Source organism: Calidithermus terrae, assembly GCF_003574345.1.
GTDB classification, from domain to species: Bacteria; Deinococcota; Deinococci; order Deinococcales; family Thermaceae; genus Calidithermus; species Calidithermus chliarophilus.
On the sequence record NZ_QXDL01000068.1, the window covers coordinates 1 to 18,564 of the forward strand.

19 protein-coding genes and 1 tRNA gene are annotated in these 18,564 nt (G+C 71.3%); 16 read left to right on the forward strand and 4 right to left on the reverse strand.

Annotated elements, in window-relative coordinates:
• Positions 1-120: IS4 family transposase (locus tag Mterra_RS09410; RefSeq protein WP_147372510.1), on the forward strand; the 120-nt coding region annotated here is incomplete at its 5' end.
• 41 nt (positions 121-161) lie between these two features.
• On the opposite strand, the gene Mterra_RS09415 is transcribed toward Mterra_RS09410, so the two are convergent.
• A tRNA-Val gene (locus tag Mterra_RS09415) sits at positions 162-236 on the reverse strand.
• A gap of 277 nt (positions 237-513) precedes the next feature.
• On the opposite strand from Mterra_RS09415, the gene Mterra_RS21910 reads away from it, so the two are divergent.
• The 9 genes from Mterra_RS21910 (at position 514) to Mterra_RS09455 (ending at position 8,144) form a co-directional block, all read left to right on the forward strand.
• A complete protein-coding gene (locus Mterra_RS21910; RefSeq protein WP_147372644.1) occupies positions 514-699 on the forward strand; it encodes a hypothetical protein in 186 nt (61 codons plus the stop codon).
• 166 nt (positions 700-865) lie between these two features.
• A complete protein-coding gene (locus tag Mterra_RS09420) occupies positions 866-1,678 on the forward strand; it encodes a DUF1616 domain-containing protein (protein ID WP_170159617.1) in 813 nt (270 codons plus the stop codon).
• Positions 1,679-1,687: 9 nt separating this feature from the next.
• Entirely contained in the window at positions 1,688-2,461 is a 774-nt protein-coding gene (locus Mterra_RS09425; RefSeq protein WP_119314972.1) for a CPBP family intramembrane glutamic endopeptidase, read from the forward strand.
• A gap of 156 nt (positions 2,462-2,617) precedes the next feature.
• Positions 2,618-3,016 (forward strand): hypothetical protein, encoded by a 399-nt coding sequence (locus Mterra_RS09430; protein WP_119314973.1) that lies wholly within the window; start codon positions 2,618-2,620, stop codon positions 3,014-3,016.
• The gene (locus tag Mterra_RS09435; RefSeq protein ID WP_119314974.1) at positions 3,013-3,561 is read left to right on the forward strand and encodes a tetratricopeptide repeat protein; all 549 of its coding nucleotides are present in this window, start codon (positions 3,013-3,015) and stop codon (positions 3,559-3,561) included. The genes Mterra_RS09430 and Mterra_RS09435 overlap by 4 nt, the downstream gene beginning before the upstream one ends.
• A complete protein-coding gene (locus tag Mterra_RS09440; RefSeq protein WP_119314975.1) occupies positions 3,558-4,739 on the forward strand; it encodes an O-antigen ligase family protein in 1,182 nt (393 codons plus the stop codon). Before Mterra_RS09435 ends, Mterra_RS09440 begins: the two co-directional genes overlap by 4 nt.
• On the forward strand, positions 4,726-5,862 hold the full coding sequence (locus tag Mterra_RS09445; RefSeq protein WP_119314976.1) for a glycosyltransferase family 4 protein: 1,137 nt from the start codon (positions 4,726-4,728) through the stop codon (positions 5,860-5,862). The genes Mterra_RS09440 and Mterra_RS09445 overlap by 14 nt, the downstream gene beginning before the upstream one ends.
• 139 nt (positions 5,863-6,001) lie before the next feature.
• On the forward strand, positions 6,002-7,033 hold the full coding sequence (gene gmd, locus Mterra_RS09450) for a GDP-mannose 4,6-dehydratase (protein WP_119314977.1): 1,032 nt from the start codon (positions 6,002-6,004) through the stop codon (positions 7,031-7,033).
• Positions 7,034-7,037: 4 nt separating this feature from the next.
• The gene (locus tag Mterra_RS09455) at positions 7,038-8,144 is read left to right on the forward strand and encodes a glycosyltransferase family 4 protein (protein WP_119314978.1); all 1,107 of its coding nucleotides are present in this window, start codon (positions 7,038-7,040) and stop codon (positions 8,142-8,144) included.
• Between the two features lie 164 nt (positions 8,145-8,308).
• Here the strand turns inward: Mterra_RS09455 and Mterra_RS09460 are convergent, their stop codons facing one another.
• Positions 8,309-8,905, reverse strand: a complete 597-nt coding sequence (locus Mterra_RS09460; protein WP_170159618.1) for an HAD family hydrolase — start codon at positions 8,903-8,905, stop codon at positions 8,309-8,311.
• A gap of 225 nt (positions 8,906-9,130) precedes the next feature.
• Here Mterra_RS09460 and lptB point away from each other — a divergent pair, with 225 nt between their 5' ends.
• Positions 9,131-9,895 carry an LPS export ABC transporter ATP-binding protein gene (lptB, locus tag Mterra_RS09465; protein ID WP_051304317.1) on the forward strand — a complete coding sequence of 255 codons (765 nt, stop codon included), beginning with the start codon at positions 9,131-9,133 and terminating at the stop codon, positions 9,893-9,895.
• A gap of 77 nt (positions 9,896-9,972) precedes the next feature.
• Positions 9,973-11,499, forward strand: coding sequence for a DUF3084 domain-containing protein (locus Mterra_RS09470; protein ID WP_119314980.1), 1,527 nt, complete (start codon positions 9,973-9,975; stop codon positions 11,497-11,499).
• A 13-nt stretch (positions 11,500-11,512) separates the two neighbouring features.
• Here Mterra_RS09470 and Mterra_RS09475 read toward each other — a convergent pair whose 3' ends face one another.
• The gene (locus Mterra_RS09475; RefSeq protein ID WP_119314981.1) at positions 11,513-12,394 is read right to left on the reverse strand and encodes a delta(1)-pyrroline-2-carboxylate reductase family protein; all 882 of its coding nucleotides are present in this window, start codon (positions 12,392-12,394) and stop codon (positions 11,513-11,515) included.
• A 176-nt stretch (positions 12,395-12,570) separates the two neighbouring features.
• Positions 12,571-13,503, reverse strand: coding sequence for a CobW family GTP-binding protein (locus tag Mterra_RS09480; RefSeq protein WP_119314982.1), 933 nt, complete (start codon positions 13,501-13,503; stop codon positions 12,571-12,573).
• A 120-nt stretch (positions 13,504-13,623) separates the two neighbouring features.
• On the opposite strand from Mterra_RS09480, the gene Mterra_RS09485 reads away from it, so the two are divergent.
• The 4 genes from Mterra_RS09485 to mutL all read left to right on the forward strand — a co-directional run.
• On the forward strand, positions 13,624-14,106 hold the full coding sequence (locus Mterra_RS09485; RefSeq protein WP_119314983.1) for an FKBP-type peptidyl-prolyl cis-trans isomerase: 483 nt from the start codon (positions 13,624-13,626) through the stop codon (positions 14,104-14,106).
• A gap of 226 nt (positions 14,107-14,332) precedes the next feature.
• The gene (locus Mterra_RS09490; RefSeq protein WP_119314984.1) at positions 14,333-14,848 is read left to right on the forward strand and encodes a MogA/MoaB family molybdenum cofactor biosynthesis protein; all 516 of its coding nucleotides are present in this window, start codon (positions 14,333-14,335) and stop codon (positions 14,846-14,848) included.
• Positions 14,849-15,004: 156 nt separating this feature from the next.
• A complete protein-coding gene (mutS, locus tag Mterra_RS09495; protein WP_119314985.1) occupies positions 15,005-17,536 on the forward strand; it encodes a DNA mismatch repair protein MutS in 2,532 nt (843 codons plus the stop codon).
• Positions 17,537-17,557: 21 nt separating this feature from the next.
• Positions 17,558-18,564, forward strand: a 1,007-nt coding sequence (gene mutL / locus Mterra_RS09500; RefSeq protein WP_176582520.1) for a DNA mismatch repair endonuclease MutL, incomplete at its 3' end; no start/stop codon positions are given.

The window sequence follows — 18,564 nt, forward strand, 5'->3', positions numbered from 1 at the left end:
CACCAGGGCCGCAAGGGGGACGGGATGCCGGGCTGGCTCACCCTGTGGAGGGGGATGGCCAGACTGCAAACCCTAGTCGAAGGTGTGCGTCTGGCACGTAAAATCAAGACTTATGGGTAATGACAAGGTTTATCAGACCCCGGCTTTTCTCGTCTGCGTCGTGGTGGGCGATGTAGGATTTGAACCTACGACCCCACGCGTGTGAAGCGTGTGCTCTCCCGCTGAGCTAATCGCCCTCGAGGCCCGCCTGGCAAGCCCAAGCGTCCCCCAAAGTAGCACGGGCCTTCGCGGCTGTCAACACCGCGGGGGTTCAAGGGTAAGGCGGGAACCACTGTGGGGAAGGTTGAAATATGGTAACGTAGAAGCCGATAGGTAACGGGAGCTTAACGCATCGGGTTCGCTTGACACCACTATAGGCCTCACCTACACTCGAGCTGGGTACGGAGGTCTCTTGTGGTAGCTACTACTGTTACAACCACTACAACCACCGCGGTCACTGCTGACCCGACCGCCGTGGCTTTTATTTGGACTGCATTGGTGGTCATCGCGATGGTCATTCTGATGGTCTCGAAGGAATTGGCGGCAGCCTCGGAGAGCCCGCGGGCCCGCAACTTCGCCCGCCTGACCAACGTGGGCCTGGTGCCGCTGGCCTTCGCGCTGTTCGGCATCGCGGCGGCCCGCTTCATCAGCTCCTTCTGAACCCGTGCCTGTAAGCCAGAAGCGAACCTCGAGGTTCGCTTTTTTGTGTGCCACGGCGGCGGCGCGGGGATTTTCAGGCTGCAATCATGAAGTTTTGCCATGGTAAGAGCAAGAACGGGTGCGTATGGCACTGGGGCGCGGGGATGAGCCACTAGACTGGAGGGGTATGAAGCTGAGCCAGGAAAACCGCGACCTGTGGTTGGTGATGGCCCTGGCGGTCGCGGCGGGCGCCTGGGTGGTGGCTTTCCCGGAGGTGACCTCGCCCGCTCGGGTGGTGCTGGGCTTCCTGGCGATGCTGGCCCTGCCGGGCTACGCCTTGATGCTCGTGCTCTTCCCCCGGCGCTCCGACCTCGACTTCGCCGACCGCCTGATTTTGTGCCTGGGGCTGTCGGTGCCGGTGATCGTGCTGGTGGGCGTGGTGCTCAACTTCACGCCCTTCAAGATCCGGCCCGCCTCGGTCGCGGCGGGGCTGGCGCTGTTCACGGTGCTGCTGGGGTTCCTGGCGATCTGGCGGCGCTCGAGGGTGGCCTTCCCCGACCGCTTCATCCCCGAGATGCGCCCGACCGCCACGCAGATGGCCTGGGTCGCCAGCTTCGCCGTGCTGGCGCTGGTGGTGTACTGGGTGGCGCGCCCCAACGAGCGCTTCACCGAGTTCTACCTGCTGGGCCCGCAGGGGAGGCTGGAGAACTACGCCCGGCAACTGCGCCCGGGCGAGGAATTCAGCGTGACGCTGGTGCTGCGCAACCTCGAGGACCGGCGCATGGAGTACCGGGTCCGGGTGCCCTTCGACCCCGCCGTGGGCGAGCTGCGCACCCCGGTCATCCCCGACGAGGGCACCTGGGCGCGCACCCTCAGGCTCCGGGCCCCGGCGGGCTCCGGCGAGACCCAACTGAGCTTCGACCTCTACCGCCCGGGCGATTCCACCCCCTACCGCCAGCTTTACCTGCGGGTGGACCTGCGCAGCGAGGCCCAACCTTAGGAGGCGTCCGTGGTAGAAAGCGCTGCCCAAAAACGCCCGTTCTGGCCGGTCTGGTTCTACTTCGCCGGGCTGGTGCTGGCCGAGTGGCTGGCCGCCGGGGCCAGCCGGGGCCCGGGGATGCTGGTGCACACGCTTATCGTCCTGGCCGCGCTGATCCACGCGGCCTACCTGAGCGGCCCGGCCGCCCGCATGCTGAGCGTGCTGGCCCTGGCCCCCATGGTGCGGGTGCTCGACCTGATGATGCCCCAGACCTTCGTCGATCCCGTCTGGCGCTTCCCGCTGGTCAACCTCCCGCTCATCGTGGCGGTGTTCATGACCATCCGCACCCTCAACCTGCGCCGCCAGGAGCTGGGCATCCAGGTGGGCTTCCTGCCGGCGCAGGTCCTCATCGCCATCAGCGGGCCGGTGGTGGGCGTCATCGAGCACCGCATCATCCAGCCGCAGGCCATGGCGGGGAGCCTCGAGTGGTCGGAGGTGTTGTTGCCCGCGCTGGTGCTCATGATCTTCACCGGCTTCAGCGAGGAGCTGCTCTTCCGGGGCCTGCTGCAGAACACCGCCATCGCGGTGCTGGGGCCGCTGGGGGGCATCACCTACGTGGCGCTGATCTTCGGGGCCTTCCACTTCGGCTGGCAGTCGGGGGCCGACGTGCTGTTCGTGGCGGTGGTCGGCTGGGCCTGGGGCTGGCTGGCCTGGCGCACCCGCTCGCTGCTGGGGGTGTCCATCGCCCACGGGCTGGCCAACATCTGGCTGTTCCTGATCATGCCGCTGACCGCCGGCGGCTAGCCCTGTACGTAAAGCCCGACGTGACCGCCACGTTTTGCCCGCCGGGGCGCCGTAACGCCGGGCGGCAGGGCGGGGGCCCGGCAGGCCGGGCAGGACGCGCCGGGGGCGGCGGCGGGTTTAACGAGGGCTTCACGAGCGGCCGGGTAGGCTGTACGGGTGAAGGCTCGGTGGATCGGTTGGGCGGGCGTGGCTGTGGGCCTGGCCTGGGCGCAGTACCAGAGCGACGCGGCGCTGGTGGGCCCGCGGGCTTGCCCCAAGCCCGCGGCCTACTGGCGGGAGGCGCCCTGGCCGGTGCGGCAGCTCTTCCTGGGCGGGCGGCTGCGCCCGGAGGCCGAGCTTCGGGCCCTCCTGCGGCGCGCCGACGCCTCCGAGCCGGCGCGCTTTGTGCAGAACCTCATCGCCGTAAAGCTGAGCCTGGCCGCCGGGGCCGAGCCCTCGGCGGCGGTGGGGATCGTGCTCGAGGCCGAGCGCCGCTTCGCCGAGGCCCCGCCCCTGCTCGCCGACGCGCTGGAGGCCTACACCCAGCACCGCTACACGCCGGGGTGCCGCCGATGACGCTGAGCCTGAAAGGGTGGGGCCGGGCCGGGCTGGTGGGGGCGGCGCTGCTGCTCGTGGCGCTGGGCGGCGGGTTCTCCTCGAGGGCCTACCTGAGCCAGCGGGCCCTCGAGCGGGCCGCCTCCGAGCCGCTGGCGGCGCGGGAGGCCCTGGAGCGGGCGGTGCGGCTGGAGCCCGCCAACCCCCGGCTGCACTACGAGCTGGGCAACGCCCACCTGCGCGGCTACCTGCTGTTCGGCCAGGGCGGGCTGGAGCGGGCGCTCGAGGCCTTCGGCGACGCTTGGCGGCTCGACCCCCGCGAGGCCCTGTACGCAGCCAGCCGGGGCTGGGTCTTGCTGGAGCTGGGGCGGCTCGAGCAGGGGAGGGCCGCCTTCGAGGAGGCGCTGGCGCTCGACCCCCACAACCAGGACTACCTCTACGGGCTGGGGCAGGCCCTCGAGCGCCTGCGGCGGCCCGGGGAAGCCCTGCGCCGCTACCGGGAGGGGCAGGCCGTCAAGGCCGACCCCCGCTTCGAGGCGGCCCTCGCGCGGCTGGAGGGCCGGTGAGCGGCTGGGCTCGAGGCGTCTCCTGGGCGGGCGGGTTCGCCCTGGCCGCGCTGGTGTTCCTGGCGCCCCTCCTGGCGGGCTTCAGCGCGGGCGGGCACCTGGGGCTGCGGCTGGTGGCCCTGCTGGCGGCGGGGGCCTGGCTGGCGCAGGCGGGGCTGTCGGGCCGGCTGAGGCTGCCCCCCGCGCGGGTGCTGCTCCCCGCGCTCGCCCTGCTCGGCTGGTACGCCCTGGCGGCTTTCTCGAGCCCCGAGCGCTACGGCGGCGCGCAACTGGCCTTCGACCTGGGGCTGGCGGTGCTGGTGCTGCTGGCGGCCTACGCCCTGGCGCGGCCCGGTTGGAGCGGGTGGGCCCTGGCCGGCGCGGGGGCGGTGTGCGGCGTGTACGGCCTGCTGCAGCCCGCCGGGCTGGGCTTGCTCGCCGGGCCGGACGAGGCTCGAGCCACCGGCTTCTTCTACAACTCCAACCACTACTCGGGCTTTTTGGCGCTGGCGGCCCCGGCGCTGCTGGGGCTCGGGCGGGCGGCTCGAGGCCCCGCGCGCGGGGCCCTGCTGGCCCTGGCGGGTCTGTTGGGGGTCAACCTGGTCCTCAGCCTGTCGTGGGGCTTGCTGGCGCTGGCCGTGGCCCTGCTGCTGATGGCCGGGCGCTGGGGCTGGGCGGGGCTGGGCCTGCTGGCGGTGGGGGTGGTGCTGGCGGTCGGGCTGGGGCCGCGGCCCCAGCCCGACCCGCTGCTCGAGCGCGCGGGGGCGTTCGTGGCCGACAGCCTGGGCTCGAGGGCGATGATGAATGGGGCCTCGCTCGAGATCGTCCGGCGCCACCCGTGGCTCGGCGTGGGGCCCGGGCAGTACCCGCAGGCCTTCACCGCCTACCGCCCCGCCCGCATCACCGACGTGCCCACCGAGATCCTGCACAAGCGGGTGAATTACGCCCACAACGACTTCGCCCAGGTCGCGGCCGAGGCGGGGGTGCCCGCCCTGCTGGCCTTCGCGGGCCTGTGGGGCGGGGTTTTGCTCACGCCCGCGCGGGACAAGGTAGCCTGGGGGCTCAAGACGGGCCTGCTCGCGCTCTTGCTGCACGGGCTGAGCGACGCCAACCTGACGTACGTGTGGGCAAACGCCCTGTTGGCCTGCGCGCTGGCGGGCGTATTGGTAAGCATGGGGGACGACGATGGTACTCGTTGACGTGACGCCGTTGCAATCGGAACACCGGGTGCGCGGGGTGGGCAACTACCTGCGCGAAGTGCTGCGGGCCAGCGAGGCGCTGGGGATGAAGCCCGTGTACGTGGCCTCGAGCTGGGGCGGCGAGGAGGCCGCCCTCCCCGACTTCGTGCCCAAGGAGCGCGTCTTCACCGCGCCCAGGCCCCACAAGCCGGCCCAGGTGTACTGGCTGTACAACGAGCTCTTCCTGCGCTACGCGCTGCTGCGCGCGCGGCCCGGGGTCTTCTTCGCCCCCGACTTCAACGGGCTGGTGCTCAACCCCTTCGGGCGCACCGTCGCCACCCTCTACGACCTCACCCCCTTCAAGCTCGGCGACCTGGGCGACCCCTTCAGCGCCGCGCGCTGGCGCACCTACGCCCGCCGCCTCGAGCGGGCCGACCACCTCGTGGCGATCAGCTCGAGCGCCAAGCAGGACGCGGTGCGGATCCTGGGCATCCCCGCCGAGCGCGTCACGGTCGCGCCGCTGGCGGTCAACCACGAGCGCTTCCGGCCCAGCGTGGGGCGGGGCCGCTACGCGGGGGGCAGGCGCTACCTGCTGCACGGCGGGGCCTTCAACGCCAACAAGAACCAGGCCGGGCTGCTGCAGGCCTTCGCCCGCCTCGCCCCGCACCACCCCGGCCTCGAGCTGCACTTCTTCGGCCCCTGGGCCCCCGAGCACCTGGAGTGGCTGGTGCGCGAGCGCCAGAAGCTGGGGCTGGGCGAGCGGGTCAAGCACGTCGGCTACGTCGCCGCCGAGGACCTGCCCAGCCTCTACGGCAACGCGGCCGCCTTCGTGTTCCCCTCGCTCGAGGAGGGCTTCGGGCTGCCGGTGCTCGAGGCCATGGCCTCGGGGGCCCCCGTGGTAACCTCGGACTGCTCTTCGCTGCCGGAGGCGGCAGGGGAAGCCGCCCTGCTGGTTGACCCCCGCGACCCCGAGGCCATCGCGGCCGCGGGGCGGCGGGTGCTCGAGGAGCCCGGGCTGGCCGAGCGCCTGCGCGAGAAGGGCTACGCCCAGGCGGCCCGCTTCACCTGGGAGGCCACCGCCCGCAAGACCTGGGAGGTGCTGCTGGGTCAGGGGCGCGGCGAGGGCTGGGTGGCCCGGACCTGACCGGATAGACCGCGCGAGCCCCCGGCTTCGGCCGCGGGGTGAGTCACGTAACCGCCAGGTAACGGCCGGTATAGTTTGCTAGGCGGCAGGCCAGGGTCTGGGCCCTGAGCCGGCCTATAAAGTTCTGGAGGACGTCTAGATGGCGAAACGAGCGTTGATCACTGGGATTACCGGGCAGGACGGGGCGTACTTGTCGAGGCTGTTGCTGGAGAAGGGCTACGAGGTGTACGGCACCTACCGCCGCAGCGCCAGCGTCAACCTGTGGCGGCTGGAGGAGCTGGGCGTCGCCGGGGACGTGAGGCTGGTGGCCTTCGACCTGCTGGAGTACTCCAACATCCGCCGCGTGCTGGAGAAGGTGCGGCCCGACGAGCTGTACAACCTGGCGGCGCAGAGCTTCGTGGCGCTGTCCTTCGAGCAGCCGCTCTACACCGCCGACGTGGACGCGCTGGGCGTGGGCCGCATCCTCGAGTCCATCCGCGAGGTCGATCCCGGGATCCGCTTCTACCAGGCCTCCACCTCCGAGATGTTCGGCAAGGTGCAGGAGACGCCCCAGACCGAGCGGACCCCCTTCTACCCGCGCAGCCCCTACGGGGTGGCCAAGCTCTACGCGCACTGGATCACCGTCAACTACCGCGAGTCCTACGGGATGCACGCCTCCAGCGGCATCCTCTTCAACCACGAGAGCCCCCTGCGCGGCCAGGAGTTCGTGACCCGCAAGATCACCAGCTCGCTGGCGCGCATCAAGTACGGCCAGCAGGAGGTGCTCGAGCTGGGCAACCTCGACGCCCAGCGCGACTGGGGCTTCGCCGGGGACTACGTCGAGGGCATGTGGCGCATGCTGCAGCAGCCCGAGGCCGACGACTACGTGCTGGCGACGGGGGTCACCACCCGGGTGCGCACCTTCGTCGAGCACGCCGCCGAGGCCGCCGGCTTCCGCATCACCTGGGAGGGCGAGGGGCTCGAGGAGGTGGGCCGCGACCAGGACGGCCGGGTCATCGTGCGCGTCAACCCCGAGTTCCACCGCCCCGCCGAGGTCGACCTGCTGCTGGGCGACCCCGCCAAGGCCCGGGCCAGGCTGGGCTGGGAGCCCAGGGTGGACCTGGCGGGCCTGGTGCACATGATGGTCGAGAAGGACCTCGAGCGCGTCGCCAACGGCAAGCTGCGCGGGTAGGGCGGTGCGGGTCGGCTTCTTCACCTACGGCATGGACCGCTCGCTGAGCGGGATCGGCCGCTACGCGGTCGAGCTCACCCGTGCCCTGAGGAGGCTCGAGCCCGGCCTCGAGGTCGTGCTGCTCAACCCCTACCCCCGCTCCGAGCTGGGCTGGTACCGCGAGTTCGAGACCTACCCGCTGCCCATCCTGGCGAGGGTGCCCCTCGCGGCGACGCTGGGCAACCTGGTGCTGCACCAGGCGGCGCGGCGGCTGGGCCTCGACGTCCTGCACGACCCCTGCGGCATCGCGCCCTTCCTCGTGCCCTCCCCGGGCTACCGGCGGGTCGTCACCGTCCACGACGCGGTGCCCCTGGCTACCCCCGACCTTCAGCCCCTGGCTACGCGCCTGGTCTTCCGCACCCTCGTCCCCTGGACCCGCTTCAGCGCCGACGCGGTGCTCACCGTGAGCCACCACGCGGCGGCCGACCTCGAGCGCCTGGCCGGCATCCCCAGGGCCAAGCTGCACGTGACCTACAACGGCGTCAACCCCCCGCCCCCCATGGGCGAGGCCGAGGTGAGGGGGGTGCTCGAGCGGCTGGGCATCGAACCCCCCTACTTCCTCTACGTGGGCAACCTGGTGGCCCGCAAAAACCTGCCGCGCCTGGTGCAGGCCTTCCGCCTGCTGCGCGAGGAGGTCCCCGAGGCGCGGCTGGTGATCGTGGGGGCGCGGCAGTGGAAGTCGCACGAGGTCTTCCGGCAAGACCTCACCAACGTCCTCGTCCCCGGCTACGTTTCCGACGACGACCTGCACGCGCTGTACTACGGGGCGAGGGCGCTGGCCTTCCCCTCGCTCTACGAGGGCTTCGGCATCCCCGCCGTGGAGGCCATGGCCCACGGCACGCCGGTGCTCACCTCCAGCGCGAGCTCGCTCCCCGAGGTGGTGGGCGAGGCGGCGCTGCTGGTGGACCCGGCCTCCGCCGAGAGCATCCGCGACGGGCTGCGAACCCTCTGGCACGACGCGGCCCTGCGCGAGGAGCTGCGGCGCAAAGGCCTCGAGCGCGCCCGGATGTTCACCTGGGAACAGACCGCCCTCTCGACGCTCGAGGTGTACCGCCGTTTGGTCGATAGTTAACCGTCGATGGCCTGGCGGCCGTCGTGCGCCGTACGTTTTACGCGGTACGTCGAACGCCAGACGCCGAACGCCTTACCCTCGACCTCAAACGCCACACGCCCCCGCCCTCGTCCCGCTAAACCCACTTGCTACCCACCGCTGGTGGCTCTCCCACGACCTGGACCTTAGGCCGAATTCGGGCGGTACAGGCCCTGGAGCCCGGCGGCGATGGCTCCTTGTACGTCGGCCTCGAGGTGGTCGCCGATCATCAGGGTTTCGTGCGGGGGCACGCCCAGCCGCTCGCAGGCGAGGCGGAAGATGCGGGGGTCGGGCTTGCGAATCGCCACGTCGGGGTCGCCGGAGACCACGACGGCCTCGAACTCGCGCTCGAGGCCCACGCTGCGGAGGGCAGCCCACTGCATGTCGGCGGGGCCGTTGGTGATGACGGCCTTGGGCAGGTGGGCGAAGTAGGCCAGCAATTCCCGGGCCCCCGGCAGCAGCCGCACCTCGGCCGCGTAACGGGCGGTGACCTCGGCGGCGATGGCCTCGAGGTCAGCCGGTACACGGTAGCCGTGGGCCTCGAAGGCCCGCCGCAGCACCAGCGCGAAGGTGACGTGCCCTTCCGCCCGGATCTCGCGCTCATAAGTCGCCAGGAACGCCCGGTCGCCGGGGTCGAGGCCCAGCCGAGCACAGCAGAAGGCCGTGAGCTGCCCGAAATCCCCCTCGAATTGCGCCAAGGTCCCGTCGAAGTCGAAGCAGATGGCTCGGATGCGGTTGGACACGAGGGAGATCATACGTCGAGGGGCGACGGGGTGTAAGCCGTCAGCTCGTGGCCCGTGGTTCGTCGAGGGTCTAGAGCCAAAGCGAACGACGTAGGACGTAGGACACGCGTCTTGCGTCTTGCGTAGGACGTACGACGCACGACCCGCGCCCGGCCTTTAGCCATCCGCACGCATCTGCGCCATACCTCTCACTGTGCGCTAAGCCGGAGTGATAGGCTTTAACCAATGGAAACGGCGGTCATTAACACCCCCAAGCCCACCCAGTCCGGGCAACTGGTGGCCCAGGGCCTGGTCAAGCGTTACGGGCGGCGGGAGGTGGTGCGGGGGGTGGACATGCAGCTCGCGCGCGGGGAGATCGTGGCGCTCTTCGGGCCCAACGGCGCGGGCAAGACCACCACCTTTTACATGATGGTGGGTTTTATCCGGCCTAACGGCGGCACGATTCGCCTGCGCGGGGAGGACATCACCCGGCTGCCCATGTACAAGCGGGCCCGCATGGGTCTGGGCTACTTGCCGCAGGAGCCCTCGGCCTTCCGCCGCATGACGGCGCTGGAGAACCTGCTGGCGGTGCTGGAATTCCAGCCCCTCTCCAAGGCCGAGCGCATGGACCGCGCCATGGCGCTGCTCGACGAGCTCGGCATCACCGCGCTCAAGGACCAGTACGCCTACAAGCTCTCGGGCGGGCAGCGGCGGCGGCTCGAGATCGCCCGCGCCCTGTGCACCAACCCCGACTTCATCCTGCTCGACGAGCCCTTCACCGGCGTGGACCCCAAGAACGTCCACGACATCCAAAAGCTCATCTCCGAGCTGCGCGAGCGGCGCGGGGTGGGCATCTTCATCACCGACCACTCGGTGCGCGAGACGCTCGCCATCACCGACCGGGTCTACCTGATGTACGACGGCCAGGTGACCTTCCACGGCTCCCCCGAGGACTTCGCCCGCGATTCGGGCGTGCGCATGCATTACCTGGGCGACGAGTACGAGCTATGAGAACCTTGTGGGCCGGGCACCGTCCGCCGGGAGCGAGGGGCCCGGTGCCCTCAGCCCTGGGCGCCTGAGGGGGAGCCATGACGCTGGCGTCGATGCTGATCCTGCTGGTGCTGGTGTCGGGCGTGGTGGCCTACCTGGGCGACGTCATCGCCAAGCGGGTGGGCAAGCGGCACTGGCGGCTGTGGGGGATGCGGCCGCGCACCACCGGCACGGTGATCGCGGTGGGCACGGGGGTGCTCATCTCGCTGAGCGCCTTCGCGGCCTTCTTCCTGCTGGCCCGCGACGCGCGCGAGACCATCTGGCAGGCCGAGACCGTGCGCCAGGAGCGCAACCTGCTGCGCCAGGAGGTGCAGCGCTACGCGCAGGACCTGCAGCGCCTCGACGAGGAGCGCCAGCGCGCCACCGAGCAGGCCAGCAAGATCCAGGGCGAGGCCAACGACCTGCGCCGCGACGTCAACCAGTTGCGCGAGACCCTCGACAACCAGCAGAAGCTGCTCGAGGCCTCCCGCGAGGAGCTCGAGGCCTCCCAGCGGCAGCTCGACCAGACCCAAGGGCGCCTGCGCCAGGTGCAGGGGGAGTTCGAGCGCGCCCAGCGGGAGAAGACCCAATTGCTCGCCACCCGCGAACAGCTCCTGCAGGCCGTCCGCGAGCAGCAGCGCCTGCTCGCGGGCCAGCAGGACCAGCTCGCCCGCCTCGAGGACGACCGCACGGCCCTGCAGGAGGCCCAGCGCCGCCTGCGGGGCCAGGTCGAGCAGGCCCAGAAGCGGCTCAGCGGCCTGCAGAAGGCCGCCAAGGAGGCCCAGGCCCGCCTGGCGACCCTCGAGCAGAGCACCCGCCAGCTCTCCGAGGAGAAGAAGCGCCTGGAGGGCGACATCGCCCTGCTCAACGCCCAGCGCCAGGAAGCCCAGGGGGCGCTGAAGGACCTGATGGAGGAGCGCGACCGCCTGCAGGCGAGCCTGGCCGAGGCCCAGAAGGAGCTCAGCGCCGCCCGGGCCCGCTTCGCCCAGGCCGAGCAGGAGAACGTCAAGCTGCGCAACAGCAGCCGCATCCTGCAAGGAGGCTTGGAGAAGCTGCTCGAGCAGGTGCTCCTGGCCGAGCAGCTTTTGGTCCCCGGCAAGGAACAGCAGGCCCTCGACGAGATCCGGCGCCGGGTGGACCTGCGCGCGCGCCTGCTGGGGCTGCGCGGCGCCGAGGTGGTGCAGCAGGTCAGCCTGGGGCCGAGCCCCCGCCTGGGCCTGCTGCTCGCCCGCCCGGTGGGCGTCAACCCCGACAGCAGCAAGCTCCAGATCCGGCTGGACTACCGCGCCCGCGAGCAGCTCTTCGCCAAGGGCGACGTGCTGGCGACGGGGGTGCTGGTGCTGCCCGCCCGCCCCGAAGACGTGCAGCGGCGGCTCGAGCGCATCCGCCAGGACGCGGAGGAGCGCCTGGCCAACGCCGGCTGGATCCCCGAGAAGCTGGCGCTGGGGGCCTTCGACGTGGGCGAACTCGCCGCCTTCAGCGCCTCGCTCGCCAGCAAGCGCGGCGGCGCCAAGGTCGCGGTGGTGGCCCTCGACCCCCTTTACCCCACCGACCCGCCCAAGCTGGGCTTCAAGCTCGTCAACTGATGCAGGGGTGGGCCTAGGCCCTGCCGCGGACGGCCAGCCGTGCGGCGGCCAGGTCCCACAGGGCGTGCCCCACGCTCTTGAACAGCACCGGCCCCTGGGGGCGCCCCCCCTCCAGGGCCTCCTCGAGCGGCGTCACCGCCTCCCAGCCCACCCCGGCCTGGATCAGGTCCCCGGCCTCGGCCCGGGCGCCCTCGAGGGTGTCCACGAAGACCCGGCAGCGCCGCACCAGCCCGGGCGCGACCTCGGCCATGTCGGGGCGGTAGGCCCCCACCGCGGCGATGAAGGCGTCCTCCCGCACGCCCTCGCCCAGCACCGGGGTGTGGCTGGTGGTGGCGGTGACGATGAACGCGGCCTCGAGGGCCGCCCGGGCCACGTCCGGGGCGAGGGCGGCTTCCATGCCCAAGCCCCGGGCGTGCTCGAGCAGACTCCGCGCCGAGGCCTCCGAGCGCGAGGCGACCCGCACCCTCCGCAGGCCCAGGCCCGCGCGGAAGGCCTCGAGGTGGCTGCGCCCCTGCACCCCGGCCCCGACGACCAGCAGGACGTCCTCCGGCTCGGGCGGCCGGGGCGATAGCTTCTGCGCGGCCAGCAGCGAGAGCGCGGCCGTGCGCCGCGCGGTCACCACCGAGCCGTCGAGCTGCGCCAGGCGCTCCCCGGTGCGCGCGTCCATCACCACCAGCTCGGCCCGCACGCTGGGCCGCTGCCGCGGGTGCACCGTGACCAGCTTGGTCACGGCGATCTCCGGGTCGCTCGCCGGCATCAGCAGCAGGGTGCCGCCCTCGGGCAGGGCCATGACCAGCCGCTCGGGCGCCTGGGTACGCCCGGCCCGGCGCTCGAGCAGCACCGCCTCCAGCGCCCGGGCCAGTTCGGGGTAGGGGAGAGCGGCCTCGAGGTCCATTTGGAATTGGATTCTATCGCGGGGGAAGGGTGTAGGGGGCGTGTGGCTCGTGGTGAAAGAAACCCTCCCCGCATGCGGGGAGGGGGTATCCCCCCAGCCCCCCTTGTTAAGGGGGGTAAGGAAAGGGCGTTTGGCTATCGGTTATCAGCTATCGGCTATCGACCACCGACAACCCCCTAGCTCAACCGCACGAAAGCCTCCCGGTACTCCCCCTCGTCGAGCCCCCGCCCGATGACCACCAGGCTCGACTTGCCGCTGCGGGGCCGGCCGGTGAGCTCCATGCCGAAGATCTCGCGCACCGCCTGGAACAGCACCTCCTCCTCGAAGCCCTGCACGCTCAAAAAGCCCTTGGCCCGGTAGAGGCGGTCGGGGCGGGAGATGACGTAGTTTTCGATGAACTCGTTGACCCGCTCGCGCTTGAGGGGCTTGGCGTTGGTCAGGGTGAAGGTGGCGACGTCGGGGGTGTGGAGGTGCTGGTAGCCCTTGGGCTTCCACTCGGGGTCGAAGGCCTTGAGCGCGAGCAGGCCGTCGGGCTCCACGCGGGCGTGGGCGCTCTCGCGCACCTCGGCCAGCGGGTTGATCTGGGCGATGACCTTTCGGGCCTCCTCGAGCTGCTCCGGCGTGGCGAGGTCGGTCTTGTTGAGGATCACGGTGCTGGCGTAGGCGAGCTGGATGGCGCCCTCGGGCCCGTCGCGCAGGGTGCGCTCGAGGTTGCGCGCGTCGGCCACCCCCACGATCCCGTCGAGCTCGAACTTGGCGCGGGCGAAGGGGTCGAGGACGGTCTGGGCCACCGGGACGGGGTCGGCGAGGCCGGAGAGCTCGATGAGGATGTGCTCGGGCGGGGTGGGCTTGGCCGCGATCTTGAACAGCGAGCTCATCAGGTCGTCGCGGCCCACGCAGCACAAGCAGCCGTTGGAGAGCTCGGCGATGCCGTCGGAATCGACATTTTCGATAAGCGCCCCGTCCACGCCGGTCTCGCCGAACTCGTTGACGATCACCCCGAAGCGCCGCGCCCCGGAGTTGATGAGGTGGTTGACCAGCGTGGTCTTCCCGGCGCCGAGGAAGCCGCCGATGACGGTGACGGGAACACGGGTTTTGAACTTGACCATATCTGCCCTCTCCCAGAGCTTAGCGTTCGCCCGCGGGGTGACCCTCGAGTAGATTACCTTTCGGGCCCGGCCGACCGCCTGTGGCTAAATGATAGTGTATTCTCAACAACGGGGTGAAGCATGAAGGTAGCGGAGAAGACCGTGGTCAAGTTCGAGTACGTGCTGCGCGTGGACGGGGAGATCGCCGACCGCACCCACGAGGGTGAGACCCAGACCGTCCTCGTCGGCCATGCCCATGGCCTCCCGGCGGGCCTCGAGGCCGCCCTGCTGGGCCGGGAGGTCGGCAGCTTCGTCGTGAGCGTGCCCGCTGCCCAGGGCTACGGCGAGTACGACGCCTCGAAGTGCCTCGAGGTGCGCCGCGCCGAGCTCCCCGCCGACTTCGACCTCGAGCCTGGCGCCCTGCTCTACGCCGAGGACGAGGCCGGAAACCCCGTCTCCTACCGCGTCACCGCCGTCAACGGCGACCTCGTGACCCTCGACGCCAACCCCAAGTGGGCGGGGAAGACCCTCGAGTACACCGTCACCATCCACGCCGTGCGCGAGGCCGAGCCGGAAGAGCTCGAGCACGGGCACGTGCACGGGGAGGGCGGGGTGCGTCATTAGCGGGTGGTCGGTGGCTGGTAGCTGAACGCCTAACGCCAAATGCCAGTCGTACGTCCTACGTCGTACGTCGTACGCAAAACGCAAAACGCAAAACGCAAAGCGCAAAACGCAAAGCGCAAGACGCTAAACGCCGGTCGTGCGTCGTACGTCGTACGCGAGATGCCGAACGCCGGACGTAGGGGCGGGCCCCCGTGCCCGCCCCGCCTCTTGCCCTAAAATGGGCCATATGCCTTCGGAAAGCACCGACCAACACAAAGCCATTGCCCACTCCAAAGGCCCGGTTTCCGTCGCCATCGTCACGGTTTCCGATACCCGCACTCCCGAGACCGACACCAACTACCACTACCTCGAGCCCGAGATCACCGGCATGGGGCACAAGGTCGTCGGCTACCGCGTCATCCAGGACGAGCCCTTGCAGGTCGCGGAGGCGCTGGAGGAGATGGTGAGGAGCGGGGCTCAGGTCATCCTCTTCAACGGCGGCACCGGCATCGCCCCCCGCGACACCACCTACGACGTGCTCGCCCGCAAGATCGAAAAGCCCATGCCCGGCTTCGGCGAGCTCTTCCGCATGCTCTCCTACGCCGAGGTGGGGGCCGCGGCCATGCTCAGCCGGGCCATGGCGGGGGTGTACCACCGCCGGGTGGTCATCTCGACGCCGGGCTCGCCCAACGCCGTGCAGGTGGCCTGGACCAAGCTGATCAAGCCCGAGCTCGAGCACCTGGCCTGGGAAGTCGCCCGGTGATTCACTAAATCTTACGAGGTGCAGCCCTCAACCCTACTCGCCTACTCGGGATTCTTGGGCTGACCGTCCAAAACCCTCAGACGGAACGCTTGGCCCAGGAGCGGGCCTCAAGGCCCCGCCGGTTGACGCCCGGCGTTCTGCTGATAGCATAAGCCCATGACCCTCAAGGGCCAGGGTTCGGGCCCCTTGCCGCCTTTGCTCCAGCAGTACGTCGAGCTCCGGGACGCCTACCCGGAGTACCTGCTGTTGTTTCAGGTCGGCGACTTTTACGAGACCTTCGGCGAGGACGCCGAGCGGCTGGCGCGGGCGGTGGGCATCGCGCTCACCCGCAAGACCAGCAAGGACTTCACCACGCCCATGGCCGGCATCCCCATCCGCTCGGTGGACACCTACCTCGAGCGCCTGCTCAAGCTGGGCTTCCGCATCGCCGTGGCCGACCAGATGGAGCTGGCCGAGGACGCCGAGAAGCTGGTGCGGCGCGAGGTGACCCAGCTCCTCACCCCCGGCACGCTGACGCAAGAGACCCTGCTGCGGCCCGAGGCCAACTACCTCGCCGCGCTCGCCACCGGCGACGGCTACGGGCTGGCGCTGCTCGACGTCTCGACCGGGGAGTTCCGCGGCGCGGTGTTCTACGGCAAGAGCAGCGTCTACGACGAGCTCTTCCGCTACCGCCCGGCCGAGGTGCTGCTGGCGCCCGAGCTCTGCCGCAACGAGGGCTTCCTCGAGGAGTTCCAGCGCCGCTTCCCGGTGATGCTCTCGGCGGGGCGCTTTGAGGAGGAGGCGGGCCTGCAGGCCCTGCGGGCGCAGTTCGGGGCGGTGCCGGGGGGGCTGGAGCACCCCGCGCTGCTGCGGGCGGCGGGGGCGGTGCTGGGCTACGCCCAGTCCACCCAGGGCGGGGCGCTGCCGCAGGTGCAGGGCTTCGTGCGCTACGACCCCAGCGCCTTCATGCAGCTCAGCGAGGCCACGCTGCGCACGCTCGAGGTCTACGACCCCAGCCCGGTGGGGGAGAGCAGCGAGGAGCGCACCCTGATGGGGGTGCTGGGCCTGACCCGCACCGCGCCGGGGCGGAGGCTGCTGCGGGCCTGGCTGCGCCACCCGCTGGTGGAGGAGGGCCCCATCCAGGCCCGGCTCGACGCGGTGGAGGCGCTGGTGCGCGACGGGGTGCTGCGCGAGGCGGTACGCAAGATCCTCTACCGCATCCACGACCTCGAGCGCCTGGCGGGCCGGCTGGCGGCGGGGCGGGCCAACGCCCGCGACCTCTCGGCGCTGGCGCGCAGCCTCGAGCTCTTGCCCGAGCTGGTGGGGCTGTTGCGGGGCTCGAGCGCCCTGCTGGGCACCGCCGAGCGCCTGCCCGACCTGGCCGAGGTGGCCGAGCGCATCCACACCGCGCTGGTGGAGGAGGTGCCCCTGAAGGTCACCGAGGGCGGGCTGATCCGCGACGGCTTCGACCCCGAGCTCGACGCCCTGCGCCAGCGGGCCGAGGCCGCTCGGGCCTGGCTGGCGGGCCTCGAGGCCGCCGAGCGCGAGCGCAGCGGCATCCCCTTGAAGGTGGGCTACAACCAGGTGATCGGCTACTACCTCGAGGTCACCCGGCCCTACTACGCGCAGGTGCCCTCCGACTGGCGGGCCATCGCCACCCTCAAGGACCGCCAGCGCTACACCCGCCCCGACCTGCGCGAGAAGGAGCGCGAGATCCTGTTGGCCGAGTCGGAGGCCCGCAAGCGCGAGTACGCGGCCTTCCTCGAGCTGCGCGAGTCGGTGGGGCAGGCCGCGCCTTTGGTGCGCGAGGCCGCGGCGGTGCTGGCCGAGCTCGACGTGTACGCCGCGCTGGCCGAGGCCGCGGCCCAGTACGGCTACGTGCGGCCCCGCTTCAGCGCCGAGGGGCGGCTCTACATCCGCGCCGGGCGGCACCCGGTGGTCGAGCGGGGCGGCGGGTTCATCCCCAACGACCTCGAGCTCTCCCCCGGCGAGCGCCTCTTGATCCTCACCGGGCCCAACATGGCCGGCAAGTCCACCTACTTGCGCCAGACCGCCCTCATCGCCCTGCTGGCCCAGATCGGCTCCTTCGTGCCCGCCGAGGAGGCGCTGCTGCCGCTGTTCGACCGCGTCTACACCCGCATCGGGGCCTCCGACGACATCGCCGGGGGCCGCAGCACCTTCATGGTCGAGATGGAGGAGCTCGCCCAGATCCTGCAGGGGGCCACCGGCCGCAGCCTGGTGCTGCTCGACGAGATCGGGCGCGGCACCAGCACCTACGACGGGCTCTCGCTGGCCTGGGCCGCCGCCGAGCACCTGCACGACAAGGTGCGCTCCTACACCCTCTTCGCCACCCACTACTTCGAGCTCACCGCCCTGCCCGAGCGCCTGAGCGGGGCCCGCAACTTCCACGTCGCGGCCCGGGAGGAGGCGGGCGGGCTGGTGTTCTACCACCAGGTGCTGCCGGGGCCGGCCTCCAGGAGCTACGGCCTCGAGGTCGCCAAGCTGGCGGGCGTGCCGCGCGAGGTGCTGGGCCGGGCCGCCACGCTGCTGGCGGGGCTCGAGGCCCAGGTGGGCGACGTGGGCCAGGAGGTGCTCGACGAGCTGCTCTCCCTCGACCCCACCCGCCTCACGCCGCTGGAGGCGCTGCTGTTGGTCCAGCGCTGGCGCGACAAGGTGCACAAGGCGGTGGTGCCGGGTGAGCTGGCCTGAGCCCGTCGGCGGGGGGAGCCCGTGATCCGGCGCTTGCCCGAGGCCCTAGTCCGCGAGATCGCCGCGGGCGAGGTGGTCTCGGGGCCGGTGGACGTGGTGCGGGAGTTGCTCGAGAACGCCCTCGACGCCGGGGCCACCCGCGTGCAGGTGGAGCTCGTGGGCGGCGGTCTCGAGCGCATCTGCGTCACCGACAACGGCCAGGGCATCCCCCGCGAGGAGCTGCCGCTGGCCGTCGAGGCCCACGCCACCAGCAAGCTCACCGACCTCGGCCGCATCGCCACGCTGGGCTTCCGCGGCGAGGGCCTGTGGGCCATCCGGCAGGCCGCGCGGCTCAGGCTCACCTCGAGGCCGCCCGCCCAGCTCGGCGGGGCCACCCTCAGTGCTTTCCTGGACGAGACCAGCCTCGCCGAGCACCCCGCCCCGCCCGGAACCCGGGTCGAGGTGAGCGGCTTGTTCGAGCACCTCCCGGCGCGGCGCAGGAGCCTCGAGGCCCCCGCCAGCGAGGCCCGCAAGGTGGCGGGGCTGCTCGCGCGCTACCTGCTGCACCGCCCCGCGCTCGCCCTGCGCCTGCTGGCCGACGGCGAGGAGAAGTTGGCCCACGCCGGGGGCAGCTTCCCCGAGGCCGCGCGGCTGGTGTGGGGCTCGGTGGTGGCTAACCGGCTGCTCGAGCTCGAGCTCGCGGAGGCCCCCTTCCGGATCACCGGCCTGCTCTCGCGCCCCGAGCTCTCGCGCCCGCGCCGCGACCGGCTGCTGCTGGCGGTCAACGGCCGCCCGGTGGAGTGGCCCGAGGCCCTGCTGCAGGCGGTGCTCTCGGCCTACAAGGAGCTGCTGCCCAGCGGCCAGTACCCCGTGGGGGTGCTCAACCTCGAGCTCCCCCCCGAGGCCGTGCTGGTCAACACCGCCCCCGACAAGTCGCGGGTGCGCCTGCTCGAGCCCGAGGGGGTCCTGGCCTTCGTGGCCCGCGCGGTGCAGGGCCTGCTCAGCGCCCACCCGCTGGCCCGCGCCCTGCCCGACCCCACCCCCATGGC

Excerpts from the sequence above, each read along its gene's own strand:
- Mterra_RS09420 (WP_170159617.1), top strand. The coding sequence starts at position 866 with ATGAAGCTGAGCCAGGAAAACCGCGACCTGTGGTTGGTGATGGCCCTG.
- Mterra_RS09435 (WP_119314974.1), top strand. The coding sequence starts at position 3,013 with ATGACGCTGAGCCTGAAAGGGTGGGGCCGGGCCGGGCTGGTGGGGGCG.
- Mterra_RS09445 (WP_119314976.1), top strand. The coding sequence starts at position 4,726 with ATGGTACTCGTTGACGTGACGCCGTTGCAATCGGAACACCGGGTGCGC.
- gmd (WP_119314977.1), top strand. The coding sequence starts at position 6,002 with ATGGCGAAACGAGCGTTGATCACTGGGATTACCGGGCAGGACGGGGCG.
- lptB (WP_051304317.1), top strand. The coding sequence starts at position 9,131 with ATGGAAACGGCGGTCATTAACACCCCCAAGCCCACCCAGTCCGGGCAA.
- Mterra_RS09470 (WP_119314980.1), top strand. The coding sequence starts at position 9,973 with ATGACGCTGGCGTCGATGCTGATCCTGCTGGTGCTGGTGTCGGGCGTG.
- Mterra_RS09475 (WP_119314981.1), bottom strand. The coding sequence starts at position 12,394 with ATGGACCTCGAGGCCGCTCTCCCCTACCCCGAACTGGCCCGGGCGCTG.
- Mterra_RS09480 (WP_119314982.1), bottom strand. The coding sequence starts at position 13,503 with ATGGTCAAGTTCAAAACCCGTGTTCCCGTCACCGTCATCGGCGGCTTC.
- Mterra_RS09485 (WP_119314983.1), top strand. The coding sequence starts at position 13,624 with ATGAAGGTAGCGGAGAAGACCGTGGTCAAGTTCGAGTACGTGCTGCGC.
- Mterra_RS09490 (WP_119314984.1), top strand. The coding sequence starts at position 14,333 with ATGCCTTCGGAAAGCACCGACCAACACAAAGCCATTGCCCACTCCAAA.
- mutS (WP_119314985.1), top strand. The coding sequence starts at position 15,005 with ATGACCCTCAAGGGCCAGGGTTCGGGCCCCTTGCCGCCTTTGCTCCAG.